Genomic DNA, 23,588 nt, shown 5'->3' with positions numbered 1-23,588 from the left:
ATCACTCTCCGGAGAGGATGTCGAGGCCGCCGCGGCGGCCGAAGAGGCGCGGGATGAACAGGGCCAGGGCGATCAGCGCGATGGATCCGGCGAGCATCAGCGTGCCGAGCGCGTTGATGGTGGGCTGCACGCCGAAGCGGATCGCCGAGTAGATCCGCACCGACAGGGGCTGCGGGTCGACGCCGGTGGTGAAGTAGGCGAGCACGAAGTCGTCGAAGACCAGCGCGAAGATCAGTACGGCGGAGGCGAGCACCGCGGGCAGCAGCGCCGGCAGGGTCACCAGCCGGACCGCCTGCCACCGCGTGGCGCCGAGATCCATCGCGGCCTCCTCCACCTCCGGGTTCAGCGCGGCGACCCGGGAGCGCAGGATGACGGTGACGTACGAGATGGAGAAGGTGATCTCGGCGAGCATCACCGTGCCGGTGGACAGGGGCACGCCCAGGCCCTTGAACAGCAGCATCGAGGCCACGCCCGTGACGATCTCCGGCGTGATCAGCGGCACCAGCATGATCAGTCCGGCCAGTGAGCCGAGCCGGGTGCGGCAGCGGACCAGACCGAGCGCCAGCGCCGCCCCGAGGAGCACCGAACCGACCATCGCCACCAGGGAGATGCGCAGGCTGGTGCCCAGGGAGGCGATCAGGACGTCGTCGTGGACGAAGGCGCGGTACCAGCGCAGGCTGAACCCGTCGAACACGGTCAGCGACTTCTGGGAGTTGAAGGAGAAGAGGGCGACGACGGCGATGGGCAGGTAGAGCAGGGCGAAGAACAGCCCGGTGATCGCGATGAGCACGCGAGGCTTGCGGTGGGCGCGTCGGCGGATGCGCGTGCGGGCGGAGGGACGGGCCGGGGCGGTGGCGGAGGGGGTGCGGACCAGGGTCATCGCAGGGCCTCCGCCTCGTCCTTGCGGGTGCGCCGCAGATAGCCGAGCATCCCGATCAGCAGGACCAGCATCAGCAGCATGGTGAGGGCCGAGCCGAGCGGCCAGTTCTGGCCCTGGAAGAACTTGTCCTGGATGAGGTTGCCGATCATGATCTGGTCCGGGCCTCCCATGAGCTGTGCGCTGACGAAGTCGCCCATCGCGGGCAGGAAGACCAGGACGAGCCCGGCCGCCGCGCCCTGCCGGGTGGCGGGCAGGGTGACGAAGAAGAAGGTGCGGACCGGGCCGCCGTACAGGTCGCGGCCGGCCTCGATGAGGGAGACGTCGAGGCGTTCCAGGGCCGCGTACAGCGGGATGATCATGAAGACGACGAAGCCGTAGACCAGTCCCGCGACCACGCCGAAGCCGCTGTTGAGGATCTTCGTGCCCGAGTCGGCCAGACCGACCGCGCGCAGGGCGCGCAGCACCGGCCCGTCGTCGGACAGGACCACCGACCAGCCGTACATCCGCACCAGGTAGTTGGCGAAGAACGGCACCACGATGGCGGCGATCAGCGCGTGCTTGTACCGGCCGCCGTGAAGGGCGATCGTGTACGCCACCGGATAGGCGATCAACAGACAGATCACGCAGGTCAGCAGGGCATAGCCGAGGGAGCGGGCCAGGACCTCGGTGTAGGCGGGGTCGGTGAGGGCGCGCACCCCGGCCAGGTCGAAGCCGAAGCGCGGGTTGCCGAGCTCGTCGGTGGTGCCGACCGCGAGGACGGCGACGAGGGCCAGCGAGGCGATCAGGAAGCCGGTCATCCACAGGGTGCCCGGCAGCATGAACCAGAGCCACATCCGGTTCCCGGAGGTGTCCCGGCGACGGGCGCGGGACGAGGGGCGCAGCAGTGCCATGTCTCAGCCCGCCTTCACATGGGTCCAGGCGGTGTCGCGGGCGTCCTCCGCCGCGCGGTCGCCGTTGCGGAAGGACACGTCGGCCTTCAAGTCGTCCTGGGTGACCAGGCACTCGGGGAAGGGCTCGACCAGGCTGGCGTAGGTCTTCTCGCTGCCCGCGACCGGCATCGGGTAGCCGATGTACTCGATGTTCTTCTTCACGTTCTCCGGCCGCAGCATGTAGTCGATGAACAGCATCGCCGTGCCGGGGTGAGGGGCGTTCCAGGGGATGGCGTAGCAGTCGGAGTTGATCGGCGTGCCCTCCTTGGGGGCCTGGAACCCGAACACGGAGGGGTCGTCGGCCTGGTAGAGCATGGCGGCCATGTCGCCGCTCCAGGCCTGCTGAATCAGCGCGTTGCCGTTGAGGAGGTTGTTGTAGCTGTCGCTGGAGAATCCACGCAGCCGCGGCCGCAGGGTGCCCAGCAGGGACGTGATCCGGTCGAGGTCGCCGGTGTTGCCGGTGCTGACGTCGAGGCCGAGCGCGAGGGCACCCATACCGAGGACCTCGTCGCGGTCGTCCAGCAGGAAGACCTTGCCCTTGGCCCGGTCGTTCCACAGGTCCCGCCAGGAATCGGTGAGCTCACCGATCTTGTCGCGCCGCCAGCCGATACCGGTCTTGTACGCGGTGAAGGGGACGGTGTGCGCGGAACCGGGGTCGTACCACGGGTCGGCGAAGTAGTCGTACGTCCCGAATATGGCCTGGGAGTGGGCGAGCCGGGAGTGGTCGATACGGCGCAGCCGGCCGCCGCGCGCCAGTCGCTGGGCCCATTTGGCCGTGGGAAAGATGATGTCGTAGCGGTTGCCCGCGTTGAGCTTGGCGACCATGCCTTCCATCGAGTCGAAGTTCGACTGGATGACCCTGACGCCGTACTCCTTCTCGAAGCCCTTGAACACGGACGGGTCGACGAAGTCGGCCCAGTTGAAGTAGACGAGATCGCCGTCGACGCGCGCCTCGACCGGGGCGAGCTGGTCGGCGTCGGGTTTCTTGGCGGGCATGAACCCGCAGCCGCTGACCGCGGCGCCAAGCAAGCCGCAGGCGCCCGCCCGCAGCATGGCGCGTCGGGTCGGCGGTGGTACCTCGGGGGACATGGAACGTCCTCTCCGTCGAGGAACGGCACAAGTCCAGGGCGGACCGGCTGGTCGGCTCACTTCAGGCCCTGATTCCGCAGTGATGACCGGTCTGGGGAGGGTGCGTGCGCAGCTCAGAAGGCCGGCGATAACGCCATCAGGTGACGTACGTCGGTACGCGAGCGCGGCGAAACAGGTGCGGCCGGGGGCGTCACCGCGTGTCCCCGTCCAGGTCGTCCCTGACCCGGCGCGCGAACCAGCCGACGCCGGCCTCGCGCTGCGACAGCGGACCCGGCTCGAAACCGGGCGTCCGCATACCGGCCTGGACACGCTCCACCAGCTCGGCGTCCTCGTCGTTGGTGACCCAGCCGATGTGGATGTTGAGCCGCCGGGCCAGCCGGGTGCGCAGGCCCTCGCCGGTCTTGGTGTAGAAGGCGCCTGGGATCGCCGCCCGGTCCTGGGCGGTGGGCAGGGCGGTCCACGCGAGCACGTGGTCAGGGTAGAAGTCGATGAGCGTGTTCGGGTAGATCACGGCGTAACGCCACACCCGCCGGTCGGCCTCGACCAGCCCCGGCATCGGCATCGCAAGCCGCTGGTAGAGCCGCTCGGTCCAGTTCGAGGAGGGCTTGTCGCGCAGCGGCGACTCGAACAGGACGTAGTTCTCCTGCACGTCCACCGTGTACGCGGCGTAGTCGAGCAGTCGCATCAGCGAGGGGTGGGCGACCGGGACGTGGTAGCCCTCCAGATAGTTGTCGACGATCACCTTCCAGTTGGCGTTCTGCTCCTCGCCGCCCGACAGGTCGTGGATACGGTGCTTGCCGACGGGCACCAGATCGGCCCCGGCGTAGTGGCCGACGGCCTCGGCCAGCCCTTTGCAGCTCTCCGCGAGCGGGGTCGCCTCCAGGTCCAGGTTGACGAAGACGAAGCCCAGGAAGGACTCCACGTTGACCGGGTGGAGACCGAGCTTCGGCTTGTCCAGGCAGGGGATCCGGCGTGCCTCGGGGGCCCCGACCAGGCTGCCGTCCAGTTTGTAGGTCCAGCCGTGGTACGGGCAGCGGATCGCCTTGCCCGACGGCTCCGGGTCGGTGACCAGGCGGGTGCCGCGATGCCGGCACACATTGAGGTGGGCGGCGAGGCCACCTTCCTCGGTGCGGACCACCAGCACCTCCCGGCCCGCTGCGGTGGCGGCCAGCCGCGCGCCGGGGCCGGGAAGGTCGGACTCGTGGCAGACGAGCTGCCAGGACTTGGCGAAGATACGGTCGGTCTCCGCCTGTGCGATGGCCGGATCCGTGTAGTAGCGGGCCGGCAGGGCCTCCCCGGGGAGCTCGGGGGGCGGCTCGGGCCGGGCAGGGGAGACGGCGTCGGCTGCCCGGGTCGTCGAGGGGTTCACGGGGGTCCTCCTCCGCGCCGCGCTTGCGGCGATGGGCGGTGAGGGATGGGCCGGGACAGGGGCAGGTACGGCTTCCGGGCCTGCCGCGATCCGGCTGACTGATTGGTTAGTCAGAGTGGGACCGCGACGCAGGCAAGTCAAGACTTGTGGGCTGACTAATTAGTTAGTTAGTCTCTGGGCAGGTAGACGGCCCCGACTTGCAGACGGATGCCCAGGCGCACTCCGCAAGCCGCGGGCCACCAGTCCGCGCCACGTCAGGTGTCCGGATCCGGACACCCACCACAGCTCCCCGCCCCCTCGCGTCACGGCACCGGAGCATCCCCGTCCCACGTCATGGGCGCGCCACCCCTGTCTCCGGTCCACCCGGCGACGGAGCGACCCCGGAGGCACGCATGAGCGCTCACCGCAGTCTCGTCTGGCTCGGCCTCACGCCGGAGCCCGAACAGGAGCTGCCCGCCGCGGTGGCCGCCCTGCGGTCCCCGGCGGCCGGCCGGCCACCGTCGGCCCTCGTCGCCGCCGAGCGCCACCGCGTCGAGCGGCTCGTCCTGCGCGGCACACAGCGCGGCTGGCTGCGCTACCTGCGCGAGGTCACCGACCTGGTCGTCCAGGCCGCCGGATCCCGGAGCGCCGACCCGGAAGCGGCCCTGCTCGCCGGCGAGGTCGTCCTCGACCACCACCGCATGCTGATCGGCCTGCCCGGGGCGGGCTACGACCGCACCGCCCCCCAACGACGGGACCTGGAGCGGGCGTTGGCGCGCCTCAGGGCCCGCCCCGAACCCGCGCTCGCCGGCCCCTCCGAGCCCTGGAGCACCATATGACCGGCGTGTTCTCCCTCCTCCCCGAAGGACGGAGGGGCCTCCTCGTCCCGTCCCCGTCCCCGTCCCCGTCCGAGGCCGGGCTGCCCGGCGGCGAGGACATCGGCGGCTACCTCGCCGGGGGCGGCTACGCACCACTGGTCGCGCCCGACCGGCTGCTCGACCGCATCGCCGCCGCGGGTCTGCGCGGCCGAGGCGGGGCCGGCTTCCCGGCCGCGGTCAAGCTCCGTGCCGTCCGGGACGCACCGGGCCCGCGTGTCGTCGTCGCCAACGGGGAGGAGGGCGAGCCGGGCTCCGTGAAGGATCGCTGGCTGCTGCGGCATCGCCCGCACGTCGTCCTCGACGGACTGCGGCTGGCCGCCGCCGTGACCGGCGCCGGACGCGGCTTCGTCTACCTCTCGGACGCCGAAGCCGAGCGGGCCGTGCGACGGGCGCTCGCCGAGAGTTCCCCCGAGCTGCGCATCGACGTGGTGCGGACGGAGCACACCTACGTCGCGGGGGAGGAGACCGCCGTCGTACGGCGCGTCAACGGCGGCCCGGCGCTGCCCACGGCGAAGCCGCCGCGCCCGTTCGAGGCCGGTGTCGGCGGCGCGCCCACGCTGGTCGCCAACGTGGAGACGCTGGCCCGAATCGCCGTGATGTACTCGCGCCCCGACGAGGCGGACGCCGTCGCGGGGACCCACCTGGTGACCCTCTCGGGCGGCGGCGAAGGCGATGCCGCGCTCGTGGAGGTGCCCGTCGGCGCGCATCTCAAGGTCCTCGCCGATGTGTGCGGGCACGGCAGGGCCGAGGCGGTGCTGCTGGGAGGCCTGTTCGGCGGGCTGTACGGCCAGGGCTGGACGGACCTGCCGCTCGACCACGACAGCCTGAACGCGGCCGGCGCGGCCCTCGGCTGCGGGGCACTGCACTTCCTGCACCCCGACGACTGCCCGGTCGCCGTCGCCGTCGAGGCCGCCGCCTATCTCGGGGCACAGAGCGCCCGGCAGTGCGGGGTGTGCCTCTCCGGCACCGGGGCGATGACCAAGGCCCTCTCCGCCGTCGCAAGCGGGGAGGCGAGCCACGACACGGTCGGCAAGCTGCACCGCTGGTCGCAACAACTGCCCGGCCGCGGGGCCTGCGCACTGCTCGACGCCGCCGCCCGCGTCGTCGTCACCCTCCTCGCCCACTTCCCCGACGCGGTCGACGCCCACTGCCGCTCCGTCTGTCCCGCCTGCGCGGGCCCGGCACCCGAGGACGGGCGCCGCTTCACCGTGACCGTGCCCTGAGCCGGATCCCGGCCCTCCTCCCACCCCAGACCTCGCCGCGCCGAAAGGACCGCACCGTGAAACTCCTGCTGGACTCCACCCGCTGCCAGGGCTACGGCCTCTGCCAGGAACCCGCACCCGAGCTGATCGACCTCGACGACTTCGGTTACGCGCTGATACGCACGACCGAAGTGCCGCCGGGCGATCAGGACGCCGCCGAGGCCGCCGTCGCCGCCTGCCCCAACTCCGCGCTGAGGCTGGTGAAGTGACATGGGACGTGACCTGTCGGCCCTGTTCGACCCCGTATCCGTCGCCGTCGTCGGAGCCAGCGACGACCCGGCCAAGTACGGCCACGCCATCGCAGCCCAGGCCATCCGGGCAAACGGCCGCCGCCCCGTCCACCTGGTCAACCGGCGCGGCGGCACGGTCCTCGGCCGCAGCGTCGCGCCCAGCCTGAGCGCGATCGGCGAATCCGTCGACCTGGCCGTGGTCTCCGTGCCCGCGGCCGGCTTCGAGGACGCCGTCGACGAGGCGCTGCGGTGCGGAGCACGGGCCATCGTCGCGATCACCGCCGGGTTCGCCGAGACCGGCGACGCGGGGCGCGCCCGCCAGGACGCCGTCGCCGAACGGGTCCGCGCCGCCGGCGCCGTGATGGTCGGGCCCAACTGCCTCGGCCTGGCGGACAACACCACCGACCTCTTCCTGGCCTCCGACACCTTCACACCCGGCGGTGTCGCGCTGCTGAGCCAGAGCGGCAACCTCGCCCTCGAACTCCAGCTCCGCTTCCGCCCGCACCGCCTCGGCTTCTCCCGCTTCGTCTCGCTCGGCAACCAGGCCGACGTCACCCTCGTCGACCTGCTCGCCGACTGCGCCCGGCACGAGGGCACCCGCGCCATCGCCGTGTACGCCGAGGACTTCGGCGACGGACGCGCCTTCGCCGAGGCGGCCGCCGACGCCGGAAAGCCCGTGGTGCTGCTCACCGCCGGACGCGGGGACGCCTCCGCGCGCAGCGCCCAGTCGCACACCGGCGCGCTGACCACCTCGGCCGACGTCGTCGCCGCCGCCTGCCGGGACGCCGGGGTGGAACTGGTCGCCACCCCGCGCGAACTCACCGTCGTCCTCGCCGCGTTGCACGGCGGACGCCGGGCGGCCGACCGCCGGGTCGCCGTGCTCACGGACGGCGGCGGGCACGGCGTCATCGCCGCCGACGCCGTCGAGGCGGCCGGGCTGACCGTGCCCGAACTGCGCGAGCCGACGCGGGAGCGGCTGCGGGACGCGCTGTGGGAACAGTCGGCCGTCGCCAACCCGGTGGACCTCGCCGGGATGGGCGAGCAGGACCCCGGCTCGTACGCGGAGACGGTCGCCGTGCTGCTGGCGGCCGAGGAGACCGACGCCGTACTGGTGACCGGCTACTTCGGCGGCTACGCGGCCGCCGAGGGCGGACTCGGCGGAGGAGGCAAGGCCCTCGCCGACGGGGAACAGGCCGCCGCACGCCTCATCGCCGACCGGCACCGCGCCACCGCCAAACCCCTGGTCGTGCAGTCGATGTACCCCGATTCGCCCAGCTGCCGCATCCTCGCCGCCGCCGGTGTCCCCGTCTTCGGAGCCACCGAGGACGCCGCCCGCGCACTGGCCGCCGCGGCACACGGCGCACCGCGCACCGGCGTGACGCCCCTGCCCCCTCCCGCGACCCCGTTGCGCGAGAGCGGCTACCCGGAGACCCGCAGAGCGCTCGAAGCGGCCGGACTCGCCTTCCCCGCCGCCCGCGAGATCCACGACGAGGCCGAACTGCGCGCCGCGACCGAGGAGTTCACCGGCCCGTACGTGCTCAAGGCCCTGCACCTGCTCCACAAGTCCGACGCCGGGGGAGTGGCCCTGGGCCTCGCCGGCCCCGACGAACTCCTCGCCGCCTTCCGCGAGATGCACGCCAGGCTCGGCGCCTCCTCCTACTCCGTGGAGGCCATGGCGGACCTCAGCGACGGCATCGAGCTGATCGTCGGCGTCAACCGGGACCCCCGCTTCGGCCCGGTCGCCATGGTGGGCCTCGGCGGAGTGCTGGCGGAGGCACTGCACGACATCGCCTTCACCCTCGCCCCCGTGCCCGCCGACCGCGCCCTGCACCTGCTGCGCGGACTGCGCACCGCCGCCCTGCTCGACGGGGTGCGCGGACGCCCGCCCGTCGACATCGACGCGGCCGCGCGCGCCATCGAGACGATCACCGCGTTCGCCGCCGCCCACCCCGAGATCGCCGAGATCGAGGTCAACCCCCTTCTCGTACGGCCCGACGGGGCCCTGGCCCTCGACTCCCGCGCCGTACTCGCCTGACCGAGCCGCACTAGCCCGACCGACCTGGAAGAGATCCCCATGGACATGCGCTACACCCCGGAGCAGGCCGACCTGAAGCGTCGCGCCGCCGAGTACGCCCGACTGCTGATGCGGTACGAGGACCAGTCCGAGCAGGCCGGCGGACCCCTGCCGCAGCAGCTCGTCACCGAACTGACCCGGGCCGCCATGGACGCCGGCGTGTACGCCATCAACATGCCCGCCGAGTGGGGCGGCGCCGGGCTCAGCCTGCTCGACCAGGTCATCGTCGAGGAGGAGTTCGGCAAGGTCACCAACTGCCTGTGGGACATCCCCTGGCGGCCCGCCAACGTGCTGGCCTACGGCGACGAGCGGCAGCGCGAGAAGTACCTGCTGCCCGTGATCCGCGCGGAGAAGTTCGACGCGTTCGCGGTGACCGAGCCGGGCGCGGGGTCCGACCCGTCCTCCGGCACCTCCACCGCCGACCGCACCGACGGCGGCTGGGTGCTCAACGGCGAGAAGTGGTTCGTCACCTGCGGCGACATCGCCGACTTCCTGCTGGTCCAGGCGGACGCGGGACCCGAGCGGCAGCCCACGCTGTTCTTCGTGGACCGGGCCGCGCCCGGCGTCGAGATGACCAGGGTCCCCCACTTCATGCACTCCGCCGTCAACGGGCACCCCGAATTCACGTTCACCGACGTCTTCGTCGCCGACGAGGACGTGCTCGGCGGCGTCGGCAACGGCTACGAGCTCACCAAGGAATGGTTCACCGACGAACGCCTGATGATCGCCGCCCGCACCGTCGGCGCGGCCGAGCGCGCCCTCCAACTCGCCCGGGACTGGGCCGTGGAGCGCGAGCAGTTCGGGGCGCCCATCGCCTCGTACCAGCTGATCCAGGGCATGCTCGCCGACTGCGCCGTCGACATCGCCGTCAACCGCGCCTACGCCCACCAGGTCGCCTGGGAGGCCGACCAGCCCGGCACCGACCGCAAGACCCTGCACGCCAAGGCCTCCACCGCCAAGCTCGCCGCCAGCGAGGCCGCCGGCCGGGTCGCCGACCGGTGCCTGCAGATCTTCGGCGGCCGGGGCTACGACCGCACCTACGCCGTCGAGCGCATGTACCGCGAGCTGCGGGTCGACCGCATCTGGGAGGGCACCTCCGAGATCCAGCGGCTGATCATCGCCAACGAGCTCATCAAGCGCGGCACGCGCGCCCTTGCCCTGCCCACGCACTGACCCGACGCCCCTTCACCAGCGAGGACTTCCATGGACTTCCGCCTCACCCCGCTCCAGGTTCAGCTCAAGGCCGACGCGCGCGCCCTCACCGACTTCATCGCCACCTACGAGACCCAGTGCGAGGAGGACAACGGCCTGCCCGCCGACGCGCACGCCAAGGTCCGGGACGCCGTCCTCGACGCCGGACTCCAGGCCGTCAACATGCCCGCCGAGTGGGGCGGCGCCGGACTCACCATCGCCGAACAGGTCACCGTTCAGGAGGAGTTGGGCCGCCTCACCGGCGCCCTGTGGGACATGGTGTGGCGCCCCGCCAACGCGCTGCGGTTCTGCACCCCCGAGCAGCGCGAGCGCTTCCTCGTCCCGGTGATCAAGGGCGAGCGCCGCGACTGCTACGCCGTCACCGAGCGCGGCGCGGGCTCGGACCCGCAGAACCTCGCCACCACCGCGACCAGGAACGACGCGGGCTGGGTGCTCAACGGCGAGAAGTGGTTCGTCACCGTCGGCGACCACGCCGACTTCATGATCGTGCTCGCGGCGGCAGGACCGGAGCGCGCACCCACGCTGTTCCTCGTCGACAAGGACACCCCCGGCATCGAGATGACGCGCGTCCCGCGCTTCATGCACACCTTCGTGTACGAGCACCCCGAGTTCACCTTCACCGATGTGCAGGTGGGCGAGGACGCCGTGCTCGGCGGCATCGGCGAGGGCTACGACATCACCCGCTCCTGGTTCACCGAGGAGCGCCTGATGATCGCCGCCCGCACCGTCGGCGCGGCCGAGCGGGCGCTGGAGCTGTCCCGGGACTGGGCCGTGGAGCGGGAGCAGTTCGGGGCGCCCATCTCGTCGTACCAGCTGATCCAGGGCATGCTCGCCGACTGCGCCGTCGACATCGCCGTCAACCGCGCCTACACCCACCAGGTCGCCTGGGAGATCGACCACTCCTCGGCCGAGGACCGCAAGACCCTGCACGCCAAGGCGGCCATCGCCAAGCTCTCGGCGAGTGAGGCCTCGGGCCGGGTCGTCGACCGGTGCCTCCAGATCCACGGCGGGCGGGGCTACGACCGCGCGTACGCCGTCGAGCGGCTCTACCGCGAGCTGCGCGTGGACCGGATCTGGGAGGGCACCTCCGAGATCCAGCGGCTGATCATCGCGAACGAGCTCATCAAGCGGGGCTCGGGGGTCCTGGACCTGCCCAGCGCCTGACCCGTACCGCCGCAGACCAGACAGAGGGAGACGGATGACCGACATCAAGCGCGTGGGAGTCGTCGGCTGCGGGCTGATGGGCGCCGGTATCGCCGAGGTCTGCGCACGGGCCGACGTGCCGGTCACGGTCGTGGAGCGCGACGCGGAGGCGGCCCGGGCCGGCCGCCTCCGCATCACCCGCTCGCTCGACCGGGCCACCGCCAACGGCAGGCTGAGCGAGGAAAGACGGGAGGCCGCCACGGCCCTGATCACCGTCGTCGATGAACTCGAAGGGCTGCACGACCACGACCTGATCATCGAGGCGGTCGCCGAGGACGAGACCCTCAAGGTCGATGTCTTCACCCGGCTCGACTCCGTGATCACCGGCGACCGCACCATCCTCGCGACCAACACCTCCTCGATCCCGGTCATCAGACTCGCCGCCGCGACGACCCGCCCCGATCGCGTCGTCGGAGTGCACTTCTTCAACCCGGTGCCGGTCCTGCGGCTCGTCGAACTCGTGCCGTCGCTGCTCACCTCGCCCGCCACCGCGGCACGGGCCGAGGAGTTCGTGACCGGCACGCTCGGCAAGGAGGTCGTCCGCACCCGGGACAAGGCCGGGTTCGTCGTCAACGCGCTGCTCGTGCCCTATCTCCTGGCCGCCATCCGCATGGTGGAGTCGGGCAGCGCGACCGTCGAGGACGTCGACCGCGGCATGGTCCTCGGCTGCGCGCACCCGCTCGGCCCACTTGCCCTGACGGACCTCATCGGCCTCGACACCACCCGGGCCATCGCCGAGTCCCTATACGCGGAGTTCCGTGAGCCCCAGTACTCGCCGCCTCCGCTGCTGTCGCGGATGGTGGAGGCCGGCCTGCTGGGGCGCAAGTCCGGCCGGGGCTTCCATGAGTACGACGAACAACCGGGGCGTGAGGTACCGGTACCGGCGAGGCGGCCGTGAGGGAAGATGGTCATGGCCTACGACCACCGAACGAGGGGAGCGGCAGGGTGTCGACCAAGGTGCGCACGGCAGACACACGCGAGCGCATCCTGACCGCGGCGTGCGAGGTCATCGCCGACATCGGTTTCGAGAAGATCCGGATGCGCATGGTCGCCGAGCGGGCCGGGGTGTCGACGGCGCTGCTGCACTACCACTTCGACACGCGCGAGAAGCTGTTCACCGAGGCGATGACGCACTCCTTCGCCAACACGGCCCTCGACGTCGAGCGTGACGCGGAGACGGTACCGACGGCGGTCGTCCTGGCCCGCATCCTGCGCAACCTGCTGCCCACCGACCCCGAGCTCCACCAGGACTGGCGGCTGTGGCAGGAGCTGTGGGTGCGGGCGCTGCGCGACGAGACCACCCGCGTCTTCGCCGTCGACCTGTACGCCCAGCTGCACGGCTGGGTGTCCGACGCGATACGGCGCGGCATCGCCTCCGGCGAGTTCACCCCGACCGACGTGGACGACCTCAGCACCCTCGTCCTGTCCCTCAGCGACGGCTACGGCATCCGCCTGATGCTGCGCGACCCGACGGTCACCCTCGACTCGGCCCTCACCTCCATCTGGCGCCACGTGTCCACCGCACTCGGCCTGCCGGCCGCTGTGCCGACGGAGTGAGCCCGTCGGGCTTGATGCCGCGCGCCTGACGGGTCAGAGGGCTGGGGCGTCCCGGTCCGGCGTCAGTGGCTGCTCGGTCCAGATGGTCTTGCTGTTGCGGCCGTAGCGCGTGCCCCAGCGCTCCGACAGCTGGGCCACCAGGAACAGGCCGCGTCCGCCCTCGTCGGTGCTGCGGGCCTGGCGCAGATGGGGCGAGGTGCTGCTGGAGTCGGAGACCTCGCAGATGAGATTGCCGTCGCGGATCAGCCGCAGCACCAGCGGGCCGCCGGCGTACCGGTAGGCGTTCGTGACCAGCTCGCTCACGATCAGCTCGGTGGTGAAGGCCAGCTCCTCCAGCCCCCACTCCGTCAGGCAGTCCGTCACCAGCGTCCGGGCCCGTCCGGCCGCGGTGGGCTCGGCCGGCAGCTCCCACGTGGCCACGTCGTCGGCCGCCAGCACCCGGGTACGGCCCAGCAGCAGGGTGACGTCGTCGGCGGGTACGTCCGGCAGCATCGCGTCCTCCACCGCCTTGCACGTGTGCTCCAGCGACCGGGACGGACCGGCCAGCACCTCACGCAGCAGGGTCAGGCCCTGGTCGATGTCGCGGCCGTCGGCCAGCAGCAGACCGTCGCTGTACAGAGCGATCAGACTGCCCTCGTCCAGTTCGAACTCGGCCGTCTCGAACGGCAGCCCGCCGAGGCCGAGCGGCGGCCCGGCGGGCACGTCGACGACCGGGTGCGTGCGGCCGTCCGGCCCCAGCACCGTCGGCGGCGGGTGGCCCGCGCGGGCCATGGCGCAGTGCCGGGAGACCGGGTCGTAGATCGCGTACAGGCAGGTCGCGCCCACGATCTGAGGGGCGCTCTCGTCCGTCTGGCGCTGTTCGGTGGCCAGCTGGTCCACCAGGTCGTCGAGCCGGGCGAGGACCTCGTCCGGGTCCAGGTCGAGGTGCGCGAGGGTCCGCACCGCGGCACGCAGCCGGCCCATGGTGGCCGAGGCGTGCATGCCGTGGCCGACCACGTCGCCGACGACGAGCGCGACACGCAGGCCCGACAACGGGATCACGTCGAACCAGTCGCCGCCGACTCCGGTGGAGGCCCGCGTCGGCAGATAGCGGTGGGCCGTGTCGACCGCCGGGTGCTCGGGCACCTCCCCCGGCAGCAGGCTGCGCTGGAGGGCCTCGGCGGCGTTGTGCTGCTGGGTGTAGCGGCGGGCGTTGTCGATGCAGACCGCGGCCCGGGCGGCGAATTCCTCCGCCAGGGTCAGATCGTCCTCCTCGAACGGCTCCGGCTGCACCGAGCGCCACAGACAGACCAGTCCGAGGACCACGCCGCGCGCGGCCAGCGGCACCACCAGCAGGGAGTGGACACCCAGCGCCATCGCCCGCGCCACCCGTTCCGGCTCGGCGGCGCTCCATGCGGACTCGCCCTCCAGCGTGCGCAGCAGCACCGGACGCCGGTCGGCCATGCACCGCGCCGGCGCAGTGTGCTCGGGGAAGGAGAACAGGTGGCCCTCCGGATGCATCACCGTCGACGCCTCGGGCTGGATGCCGCGGACCGCCATCCTGCGCAGGGGGCCCATGGCATGGGGTGCCGGCTCCTCTCCACGCGTCACGGGCTCCAGCAGATCCACCGAGAGGGCGTCGGCGAGCTGAGGAACCGCCGCGTCGGCCAGCTCACGCGCCGTGGTGGCCACGTCCAGGGTCCTGCCGATCCTGGTGCCGGCCTCGTTGAGCAGCGCGAGCCGGCGACGGGCCCGGTGACGGTCGGTGACGTCCTCCACGATCTCGGTGACGCCCAGCACCCGCCCGGACGGGTCCTGCATCCGGAAGGCCGAGATGGAGATGAACAGTTCCCGGTTCGGGTCGTGCAGCAGCCTCGCCCGCTGCTCGGCGAAGATCACGGGCCGACCCGTCTCCAGGACCGACCGGAGCTTGCCCTCCGCCAGGTCCGCGTCGGGGCCGAACAGGAACTCCGCGGCGCGCCGCCCGCGGTAAGCCTGTGGCGGCAGTCCGCCGAAGCGTGCGACCGCCTGGTTCACCCGCAGAACGCGCAGGTCCGGGCCGAGCACCACGACACCCACCGGGGACCGGGCGAAGAGGCCGTCGAGTACGGAGCGGTCGATCTCCCACTGGGTGATGTCCTGGGCGAGCGAGCCGACGAGCAGCCACTCGTCGGCGGAGTCCAGGCGGCGCACCCGCCGGGCCCTGAACCCCACGTACACGCGGCGACCCGAGCGGTGGCGCACCGGCAGCAGCCCGAACCAGCCGTGCTCGCGCAGGCACGCGGCGGTCGCCTCGGCGATCAGGGCCTCGTCCCCGTCGGAGACCAGGATCTCGAGCACCGTGCGGCCCAGCACCTCGTCGGCCTCGTACCCGAGCACCGCGGTGGCCTGCTCGCTCCAGGCGACGACCCTTCCGCGGCGGTCCAGAACGGCCGACGCGGATCGGTGGACCGAGAACGGATCGTCCGGGCTCTCGCTGAGCCACGTCGGGGATGTGTTGTGCATCGCCCACCCATCTCGCGCCGTTCGCGTCGCCCGTGGCGCGGCGTCCCCGGCGCTCCTGCCGTTCCGAGTGACTGGCTGTGCAGCGGCTGACTTTCAGTATCGGCGTTGCGGGCTCCTCGCGCCTGGTCGTCGGGGACGGCAGGGCGGCGATGCCGCCGACGGTCCGACGGGCCGGCTCACCGGGGCAGTGCCCGGGCGAGCAGCAGCGCCACGTCGTCGTCCGCCACCTCGGGCATGACGTGGGCCAGGAGGCCGTCGCAGACCTGGTCCAGCGGCTGCCCCGGATGCCGCAGCGCCCGCGCCAGACGACGCATGCCCTCGTCGAGGTCCGTGCCGCGGGTCTCGATCAGGCCGTCGGTGTAGATCACCAGGAGGCTGTGCGGGGCGAGGAACATCTCCTGGACCTCGCCGAGCTGCCCGCCCACGCCCAGGGGCGGGCCCGCGGGTCCGTCGAGGAAGGCGACCGTGCCCCGCTCGTCGGCGACCACGGGGGGCGGGTGGCCGGCCCTGGCGATCAGACAGCGGCCGTCGGCAGGATCGTGCACGGCGTACAGGCAGGTGGCCATCTCGTTGTCGCCCAGGTCCGCCACGGCGGCGTCCAGGGAGCGCAGCACCTGGCCGGGCGCCGTGTCCCGGCGGGCCAGGGTGCGTACGGCGGTGCGCAGCTGCCCCATGACCGCCGCGGCGTGGATGCCGTGCCCCATGACGTCCCCGATCACCAGCGCGGTCCGGCCGCCCGACAGGGCGATGGCGTCGAACCAGTCGCCACCCACCTCGTGGTCGCCGGCCGGCAGATAGCGCCCGGTGAGCTCCAGTCCGCTGACGTCGGGCAGGGACGGGTTCATCAGGCTGCGCTGGAGGGTGAGCGCCGCGTCGCGTTCCCGGCTGTACATGCGGGCGTTGTCGATGTTGAGCGCCGCCCGGGCGACCAGCTCGTCGATCAGCAGCGTGTCCTGGTCGTCGAAGGGCTCCCGGTCCCGGGTCCGGGTCACCACCACCGCGCCGAGCACGGTGCCCCGGGCCACCAGCGGAACCAGGCGCGCCGCACCGACGCGGGTGCGCAGGTACTCGCGCAGCCGGTCGGCGTCGGGGGTGTGGACCAGCGGGCCGATGTCGGACAGGTACAGGTTCATGGGCCGCCCCGCGCTGATCACCTGCTCGTACACCGAGCCGGGCGGGACCTGGATCGTCATGCCGACCGCGAGGTGGTCGGCCGGCGCGGCCGGATCCGTGAAGGCCGCAGCGGCCCGCCGGACCACGCCGTGCGCCGACGCGGCGGTCTCGTCGGGAGCCACCGCCTCCTCCAGCAGCTGGACGTCGGCGGAGTCCGCGAGCCGCGGCACCAGGACGCGGACCACTTCCTGCGCCGTCTGTTTCAGGTCCAGCGTGGACCCCATCTGCGTACCCGCCTCCGCCAGCAGCGCGAGGCGCCGGCGCGCCTGCTGCGCCTCCAGATGGGCGCGCTGTTCCCGCGTGACGTCGATCAGTGAGGCGATCACCCCGGCGCGCTGCCCGGGACCCCCGAGCAACGGGGCGTACGAGCAGGACCACGTCCGCTGCCGCTGCGGATCTGCTGTGGCGCTGGTGTGGCGGAAGTCCACGACCGCCTCGCCCCGGTCGAGGACCTGCCGCATCACCGACTCCAGCCCTTCGGTGCCGGGGGCGATGTCGGTCACGCGACGGCCGATGTGGTCCGCCACCGCTACGCCGTCCATCCGGGCCAGAGCCTCGTTGACCCGCAGGAACCGCAGGTCGGGGCCGAGCATGGCCAGGCCGATGGGTGACTGGGAGAAGAGGCCCTCCAGCGCCGCCAGCGCATCGCGCATCCGCTCCACCGCGGAGGTCTCCGCGGCGATGGCCAGCACACCCGTACGCCCCTGCGCGTCCGTGATCGGGCAGTGCCACATCTCCATGTCGACGTGGGTCCCGTCGCGATGCCGGACCGGCAGCCGTGCGACCACCGCCGCGCCCGTCATCACCATCCGGGCCAGCCGGTCCGCCAGCTCGTGGTTCTCCTCGGGCACGAGGACGCGTTTGGCGTCCTGCCCCACCATCTGCTCCGGCGTGTGACCGAGCAGGTCCTGCGCGGCCAGCGACCACTGCACCAGGCGCCCGTCGCCGTCGACGACCCACAGGGCGAGCGGCAGCAGATCCTCGAACACGCTCGCGTGTCCCGCCGCGGACGTCAGCCGCGCCGGCAACTCGTCGATCGCGTCGCGAGGACGCGTACCGCGGTGAATCGCGCCGGCCATGAGGGCACCTCGCTTACACCCGCCCTGACCACAGGAGGCTCAAGGACAGCGTAGGCCCGTCCGGTCCCTGAGGAACCCGCGGTGACCGTGAGCGGGCGCCCGTCGACTGGCGAGTGGCCTGGCTCACATGGCGTTATGGGGGGAGCCGCCGACACCATGGGTGTCCGTCACCGGCAGGCTGAAGGGATCAAGAATGTTCCGCAAGGTGCTGGTCGCCAACCGCGGTGAGATCGCGATTCGCGCTTTCCGCGCAGGCTACGAGCTGGGCGCGCGCACCGTCGCCGTCTTCCCGCACGAGGACCGCAACTCCCTGCACCGGCTGAAGGCCGACGAGGCCTACGAGATCGGCCAGCCGGGGCATCCGGTGCGGGCCTATCTGTCGGTCGAGGAGATCGTCCGTGCGGCGCGCCGTGCGGGAGCGGACGCCGTCTATCCGGGCTACGGATTCCTGTCCGAGAACCCCGACCTGGCCCGGGCCTGCGAAGAGGCGGGCATCACCTTCGTCGGACCGAGCGCGGACATCCTGGAGCTGACCGGGAACAAGGCCCGTGCGGTGGCCGCCGCACGCGAGGCCGGCGTGCCGGTGCTGGGGTCCTCGCAGCCGTCCACCGACGTGGACGAGCTCGTCCGGGCCGCCGACGACATCGGCTTCCCCGTGTTCGTGAAGGCCGTCGCGGGTGGCGGAGGCCGCGGTATGCGCCGGGTCGAGGATCCCGCGCAGCTGCGGGAGTCCATCGAGGCGGCGTCCCGTGAGGCGGCGTCCGCGTTCGGCGACTCCACCGTCTTCCTGGAGAAGGCCGTCGTCGAACCCCGCCACATCGAGGTGCAGATCCTCGCCGACGGGCAGGGCAACGTCATCCACCTGTTCGAGCGGGACTGTTCGGTGCAGCGCCGCCACCAGAAGGTGATCGAGCTGGCGCCCGCGCCGAACCTCGACCCGGAGCTGCGCGACCGGATCTGCGCCGACGCCGTGCGCTTCGCCCGGAAGATCGGCTACCGCAACGCCGGCACCGTGGAGTTCCTGCTCGACCGCGAAGGCAACCATGTCTTCATCGAGATGAACCCGCGCATCCAGGTCGAGCACACGGTGACCGAGGAGGTCACCGACGTCGACCTGGTGCAGTCGCAGCTGCGCATCGCGGCCGGCGAGACGCTGGCCGACCTCGGCCTCGCCCAGGAGAGCATCACGCTGCGCGGCGCCGCGCTCCAGTGCCGTATCACCACCGAGGACCCTGCCAACGGCTTCCGCCCGGACACCGGCCGCATCAGCGCCTACCGTTCGCCGGGCGGCTCGGGCATCCGCCTCGACGGCGGAACCACCCACGCCGGTACGGAGATCAGCGCGCACTTCGACTCGATGCTGGTCAAACTCACCTGCCGGGGCCGGGACTTCAACGCCGCGGTGGGGCGCGCCCGGCGTGCCGTGGCCGAGTTCCGCATCCGCGGTGTGGCCACCAACATCCCCTTCCTGCAGGCGGTCCTTGACGACCCCGACTTCCGGGCCGGCCGGGTCACCACGTCGTTCATCGAGCAGCGCCCGCACCTGCTCACGGCCCGGCACTCCGCCGACCGCGGCACCAAGCTGCTCACCTACCTGGCCGACGTCACCGTGAACAAGCCGCACGGCGAACGGCCCGACCTGCTCGAACCGTTGACCAAGCTGCCCGCGCTGCCGGCCGGTGAGCCGCCCGCCGGGACCCGGCAGAAGCTCGCCGAACTCGGCCCGGAGGGCTTCGCCCGCTGGCTGCGCGCCTCGCCGACCATCGGCGTCACCGACACCACGTTCCGCGACGCCCATCAGTCGCTGCTCGCCACCCGGGTGCGCACCAAGGACATGCTCGCCGTCGCCCCCGTGGTGGCCCGCACCCTGCCCCAGCTGCTGTCCCTGGAGTGCTGGGGCGGCGCGACCTACGACGTCGCCCTGCGTTTCCTCGCCGAGGACCCGTGGGAGCGGCTCGCGGCCCTGCGGGAGGCCGCGCCGAACATCTGCCTGCAGATGCTGCTGCGCGGCCGCAACACCGTCGGCTACACGCCGTATCCCACGGAGGTGACCGACGCCTTCGTGCACGAGGCGGCGGCCACCGGCATCGACATCTTCCGCATCTTCGACGCCCTCAACGACGTCTCCCAGATGCGGCCCGCGATCGAGGCCGTACGGGAGACCGGCACAGGCGTCGCGGAGGTGGCCCTGTGCTACACCTCCGACCTGTCCAACCCGGCCGAGCGCCTGTACACCCTGGACTACTACCTGCGCCTGGCCGAGCAGATCGTGGACGCCGGCGCCCACGTGCTGGCCGTCAAGGACATGGCGGGCCTGCTGCGGGCACCGGCCGCGGCGAAGCTGGTCTCCGCGCTGCGCCGGGAGTTCGACCTGCCGGTGCATGTGCACACCCACGACACCGCGGGCGGCCAGCTCGCCACCTACCTGGCCGCGATCCAGGCCGGCGCGGACGCGGTCGACGGCGCGGTCGCGTCCATGGCGGGCACCACCTCGCAGCCGTCGCTGTCGGCGATCGTGGCCGCGACCGACCACTCCGAGCGGCCCACCGGCCTCGACCTCCAGGCCGTCGGCGATCTGGAGCCGTACTGGGAGAGCGTCCGCAAGGTCTACGCCCCCTTCGAGGCGGGCCTCGCTTCCCCGACCGGCCGTGTCTACGACCACGAGATCCCCGGCGGGCAGCTGTCCAACCTGCGCACCCAGGCGGTCGCGCTGGGCCTCGGGGACCGCTTCGAGGAGATCGAGGCGATGTACGCCGCCGCCGACCGGATGCTCGGCCGCCTGGTGAAGGTCACCCCTTCGTCGAAGGTGGTCGGCGACCTTGCCCTGCACCTCGTGGGCGCCGGTGTGTCCCCGAAGGACTTCGAGGCGGAGCCCGACCGGTTCGACATCCCCGACTCCGTCATCGGCTTCCTGCGCGGCGAGCTGGGCACCCCGCCCGGCGGCTGGCCCGAGCCGTTCCGCAGCAAGGCGCTCCAGGGCCGCGCCGAGGCCAAGCCGGTGCAGGAGCTGAACGCCGACGACCGTGAGGGCCTGTCGAAGGAGCGTCGTGCCACGCTCAACCGGCTGCTGTTCCCGGGGCCGACGCGCGAGTTCGACACGCACCGGGACACCTTCGGCGACACCAGCGTCCTGGACAGCAAGGACTTCTTCTACGGGCTGCGCCCGGGCAAGGAGTACTCCGTCGACCTCGAGCGCGGTGTGCGGCTGCTGATCGAGTTGCAGGCGGTCGGCGACGCCGACGAGCGGGGCATGCGCACCGTGATGTCCACCCTGAACGGCCAGCTGCGGCCGATCCAGGTCCGCGACCGGTCGGCGGCCTCGGACGTCCCGGTGACGGAGAAGGCCGACCGGACCAACCCCGCTCATGTGGCGGCGCCGTTCGCGGGCGTGGTGACACTGACGGTCGCCGAGGGGGGCGAGGTGGCGGCCGGTGACACGGTGGCCACCATCGAGGCGATGAAGATGGAGGCCTCGATCACCGCCGCGAAGGCGGGCACGGTGGCCAGGCTGGCCATCAACCGCATCCAGCAGGTCGAGGGCGGCGATCTCCTGGTCGAACTCGCCTGAACCGCCTGCGGTCTCGCCCCGCGCAGGGGAAGTGTCTGCGCGGGGCGGGGGCGGGCCGGCCGAGCTCGCCGCCGGGTCGGACATCAGCCGCGGTACGTCAACGCCGGGCGCACGCGCGAAGAGGCGGGCGCATGACACCGCCTGCCTCGGCTCCCGCTCAGCGCCAGCCGAAGCGGCGGTCCACCACCGCCGCGAACTCCTCCAGGGTCAGCACCTCGTCCCCGTTCTGGTCGGCGGCGTCGAACAGTGCGGAGGAGGCGTCCTCGTCGCCCAGGCCCCAGACCGGCAGATCTCCCGACGCTGCCAGCGACGGCCCCTTCGTCCGCAGGGCGATGATCACCTCCGCGCGCGTCAGGGTCCCGTTGTGGTCGAGGTCGAGTGCCTCGAACAGCTTGCGGGCCTTGTCACTCATCGTGTCACCTTCGTTCCTGTCGGCAGGCCGACCTGCCACCCCGTTACCAGACAAGAACGCCATTGCGCCCCTTCAGGTTCCCTCGCGGGCCCGGCGAGTGCGAGCGATCAGCCACATCAGATACGGCGCCCCCACCGCCGCCGTGAGCACGCCCACGGGCAGCTCGACCGGCGAGAACAGACGGCGGGCCAGCAAGTCCGCGACGACCACGACGGTGGCGCCGGTCAGAGCGGAGGACAACAGCGGGATCTGGGCGGTGCGGGTCAGCCGGTGGGCGATCTGTGGGGCGAGCAGCGCCACGAAGTCGACCGGACCGGCGGCGCCGGTGGCCACGGACGCCAGCACGACGCCGAGCGCGGTGAGCCCCAGCCGGACGGGACCGAGCCGCACCCCCAGCGCGGTCGCCGTGCTGTCGTCCAGGGACACCATGCGCTGGGCGTGCGCCGCCCACAGCAGCACCGGGACCAGCACCGCGAGGACCAGGGCGAGGGGCGCGGCCTGGTCGTAGCCCCGGCCGTTGAGCGAACCGGTCAGCCACACCTTGGCCTGCTGGGCGACCAGATAGTCGCCCTTGGTGAGGAACAGCCGGGTCAGCGAACCGAGCGCGATCGACACGCCGATCCCGACGAGGACGAAGCGCGTGGCATGCAGTCCGCCCCGCCACGCGAAGACATACACGAGCGCGGCAGCCGCGAGCCCGCCCGCGACCGAGACGTAGGGCAGCACGGTGTACGACGTGAGCCCGAACGTCATCGCGGTCACCGTCGCCGCGCCCGCCCCGTGCGTGACGCCGATGACGTCCGGACTGGCGAGGGAGTTACGGGCTACGGCCTGGATCAGCGCGCCGGAGACACCGAACGCGGCACCGACCAGCAGCCCCGTCACCAGCCGGGGCAGCCGGAGCGTGCCGACGACCAGCTCGTCCGGGCTCGGCTGCCCGAGCAGCACGTGGACGACCTCGGTCGGGGAGACGAACGACTCGCCCACGCACAGCGACACGACGGCCGTCACCGCAAGCACGGCGGCCAGCAGGACCGCCACGGCGCACGCCCGGCGGTGCAGCAGGAAGCTGCCGTCGCCGACGCGGACGACGGCGTACCCGGCCGGGCGCAGCCGCCGGACGACGGCAGGGGTCCGCTCCAGGGGCTGTGTCATGCCGGCACCGTCGCCTTCCTGCGTACCAGCGCGACCAGGAACGGCACGCCGAGCAACGCCGTCATCACCGCCACCGGAACCTCCGAGGGCGCGAAGAGGACACGGCCCAGTACGTCCGACACCAGGATCACCGAGGGTCCGAGCAGCGCTGACAGCGCCAGCACCCAACGGTGGTCGGCTCCCACCAGCGCCCGCGCGATGTGCGGGACGGCCAGCCCGACGAACGCGATCGGACCGGCCACCGCGACGGCGACCCCGGTCAGCACGGTCGCGGCGAGCGCGCCCACGGCCCGTACGAGCGCGACCCGGTGCCCCAGCCCCCGGGCCACGTCGTCGCCGAGCGCCAGGGCGTCCAGACCCCGTGCCACGACGGCCACCAGCACCAGCCCCACCAGCAGGAACGGCCAGGTCTGCGCGACGACTTCACCGTCTCGGCCGCCGATCGAGCCGACGTCCCAGAAGCGGAACTCGTCGAGGGCGCGGGCGTCGGTCGTGACGATGGCGGAGACCACGGAGGCGATGAACGCGTTCATCGCGGCCCCGGCCAGCGCCAGCTTCACCGGCGAGGCACCCCCGCGCCCGCTGCCCGCGACCGCGTAGGCGGCCACCGCGGCGAGCCCCGCGCCGGCGAACGCGAACCAGACGTATCCGCTCGGCGTGTGCACCCCGAGGAACGCGATGGCGCACACGACGCCCAGCGCGGCGCCCTGGCTGACACCGAGGACGCCGGGCTCGGCGATCGGATTGCGGGTGATGCCCTGCATGACCACCCCCGCGACCGCGAGGGCGAGGCCGACCATCACGCCGATGACCGTGCGCGGGACCCGCAGCGCGCGCACGACCTGCGCGTCGTCGCCGGTGCCGCCGCGCAGCAGGGCGTCGAACACCTCGGCCGGGGCGATCTGCCGGCTGCCGAGGGCGAGGCTGAGCAGGGCGGCGAGGAACAGCAGGAGCATGCCCGCGACCGTCCAGGCGATACGGCGCCGGGTGGCACGGGACATGCGGTTCCTCTTGCTGTTTCTCGGGTGGCGCGGCAAACAGGTGCGCGGGTGCGC

The 23,588-nt window shown here is 72.3% G+C and carries 18 protein-coding genes; 9 read left to right on the top strand and 9 right to left on the bottom strand.

Features of this window, described 5'->3' with window-relative positions; translation table 11 throughout:
• Nucleotide 1: 1 nt before the first annotated feature.
• From OG254_RS04770 to OG254_RS04755, 4 genes are all read right to left on the bottom strand, one after another.
• A complete protein-coding gene (locus OG254_RS04770; RefSeq protein WP_405577541.1) occupies nt 2-880 on the bottom strand; it encodes an ABC transporter permease in 879 nt (292 codons plus the stop codon).
• On the bottom strand, nt 877-1,770 hold the full coding sequence (locus OG254_RS04765) for an ABC transporter permease (RefSeq protein WP_405577539.1): 894 nt from the start codon (nt 1,768-1,770) through the stop codon (nt 877-879). Before OG254_RS04765 ends, OG254_RS04770 begins: the two co-directional genes overlap by 4 nt.
• Before the next feature lie 3 nt (nt 1,771-1,773).
• On the bottom strand, nt 1,774-2,898 hold the full coding sequence (locus OG254_RS04760; RefSeq protein WP_405577537.1) for a spermidine/putrescine ABC transporter substrate-binding protein: 1,125 nt from the start codon (nt 2,896-2,898) through the stop codon (nt 1,774-1,776).
• Nucleotides 2,899-3,088: 190 nt separating this feature from the next.
• Nucleotides 3,089-4,267 (bottom strand): aromatic ring-hydroxylating dioxygenase subunit alpha, encoded by a 1,179-nt coding sequence (locus OG254_RS04755; protein ID WP_405577535.1) that lies wholly within the window; start codon nt 4,265-4,267, stop codon nt 3,089-3,091.
• A gap of 392 nt (nt 4,268-4,659) precedes the next feature.
• Between OG254_RS04755 and OG254_RS04750 the strand changes: the two genes are divergently transcribed.
• From OG254_RS04750 to OG254_RS04715, 8 genes are read left to right on the top strand one after another with little or no spacing between them, the layout of a single operon-like run.
• Nucleotides 4,660-5,085: a hypothetical protein gene (locus tag OG254_RS04750; RefSeq protein WP_405577533.1), complete on the top strand. Its 426-nt coding sequence runs from the start codon at nt 4,660-4,662 to the stop codon at nt 5,083-5,085.
• Nucleotides 5,082-6,347 (top strand): NADH-ubiquinone oxidoreductase-F iron-sulfur binding region domain-containing protein, encoded by a 1,266-nt coding sequence (locus OG254_RS04745; RefSeq protein WP_405577531.1) that lies wholly within the window; start codon nt 5,082-5,084, stop codon nt 6,345-6,347. The genes OG254_RS04750 and OG254_RS04745 overlap by 4 nt, the downstream gene beginning before the upstream one ends.
• A 56-nt stretch (nt 6,348-6,403) precedes the next feature.
• Nucleotides 6,404-6,595 carry a ferredoxin gene (locus tag OG254_RS04740; protein ID WP_351185486.1) on the top strand — a complete coding sequence of 64 codons (192 nt, stop codon included), beginning with the start codon at nt 6,404-6,406 and terminating at the stop codon, nt 6,593-6,595.
• Nucleotide 6,596: 1 nt separating this feature from the next.
• Nucleotides 6,597-8,651: an acetate--CoA ligase family protein gene (locus OG254_RS04735; protein ID WP_405577528.1), complete on the top strand. Its 2,055-nt coding sequence runs from the start codon at nt 6,597-6,599 to the stop codon at nt 8,649-8,651.
• 39 nt (nt 8,652-8,690) lie between these two features.
• Nucleotides 8,691-9,863, top strand: coding sequence for an acyl-CoA dehydrogenase family protein (locus tag OG254_RS04730; protein ID WP_405577526.1), 1,173 nt, complete (start codon nt 8,691-8,693; stop codon nt 9,861-9,863).
• A 30-nt stretch (nt 9,864-9,893) separates the two neighbouring features.
• Complete coding sequence (locus tag OG254_RS04725) at nt 9,894-11,066, top strand: acyl-CoA dehydrogenase family protein (RefSeq protein ID WP_405577524.1); 1,173 nt, start codon at nt 9,894-9,896, stop codon at nt 11,064-11,066.
• Nucleotides 11,067-11,100: 34 nt separating this feature from the next.
• On the top strand, nt 11,101-12,003 hold the full coding sequence (locus OG254_RS04720; RefSeq protein ID WP_405577522.1) for a 3-hydroxybutyryl-CoA dehydrogenase: 903 nt from the start codon (nt 11,101-11,103) through the stop codon (nt 12,001-12,003).
• Between the two features lie 47 nt (nt 12,004-12,050).
• Complete coding sequence (locus tag OG254_RS04715; RefSeq protein WP_351185501.1) at nt 12,051-12,662, top strand: TetR/AcrR family transcriptional regulator; 612 nt, start codon at nt 12,051-12,053, stop codon at nt 12,660-12,662.
• A gap of 33 nt (nt 12,663-12,695) precedes the next feature.
• Here OG254_RS04715 and OG254_RS04710 read toward each other — a convergent pair whose 3' ends face one another.
• On the bottom strand, nt 12,696-15,146 hold the full coding sequence (locus OG254_RS04710; protein WP_405577520.1) for a SpoIIE family protein phosphatase: 2,451 nt from the start codon (nt 15,144-15,146) through the stop codon (nt 12,696-12,698).
• Between the two features lie 176 nt (nt 15,147-15,322).
• A complete protein-coding gene (locus tag OG254_RS04705; protein WP_405577518.1) occupies nt 15,323-17,398 on the bottom strand; it encodes a SpoIIE family protein phosphatase in 2,076 nt (691 codons plus the stop codon).
• A 193-nt stretch (nt 17,399-17,591) separates the two neighbouring features.
• Between OG254_RS04705 and OG254_RS04700 the strand changes: the two genes are divergently transcribed.
• Entirely contained in the window at nt 17,592-20,966 is a 3,375-nt protein-coding gene (locus OG254_RS04700; RefSeq protein WP_405577516.1) for a pyruvate carboxylase, read from the top strand.
• Between the two features lie 157 nt (nt 20,967-21,123).
• On the opposite strand, the gene OG254_RS04695 is transcribed toward OG254_RS04700, so the two are convergent.
• From OG254_RS04695 to OG254_RS04685, 3 genes are all read right to left on the bottom strand, one after another.
• Entirely contained in the window at nt 21,124-21,378 is a 255-nt protein-coding gene (locus OG254_RS04695) for an EF-hand domain-containing protein (protein WP_147998141.1), read from the bottom strand.
• Nucleotides 21,379-21,450: 72 nt separating this feature from the next.
• The gene (locus tag OG254_RS04690) at nt 21,451-22,533 is read right to left on the bottom strand and encodes a FecCD family ABC transporter permease (protein ID WP_405577513.1); all 1,083 of its coding nucleotides are present in this window, start codon (nt 22,531-22,533) and stop codon (nt 21,451-21,453) included.
• Complete coding sequence (locus OG254_RS04685) at nt 22,530-23,534, bottom strand: FecCD family ABC transporter permease (protein WP_405577511.1); 1,005 nt, start codon at nt 23,532-23,534, stop codon at nt 22,530-22,532. Before OG254_RS04685 ends, OG254_RS04690 begins: the two co-directional genes overlap by 4 nt.
• Nucleotides 23,535-23,588 lie beyond the last annotated feature (54 nt).

The organism is Streptomyces sp. NBC_01092 (assembly GCF_045039535.1).
GTDB lineage: Bacteria > Actinomycetota > Actinomycetes > Streptomycetales > Streptomycetaceae > Streptomyces.
Note: the sequence above shows the minus strand (reverse complement) of the source record. Positions and strands in the feature narration are given on the sequence as shown.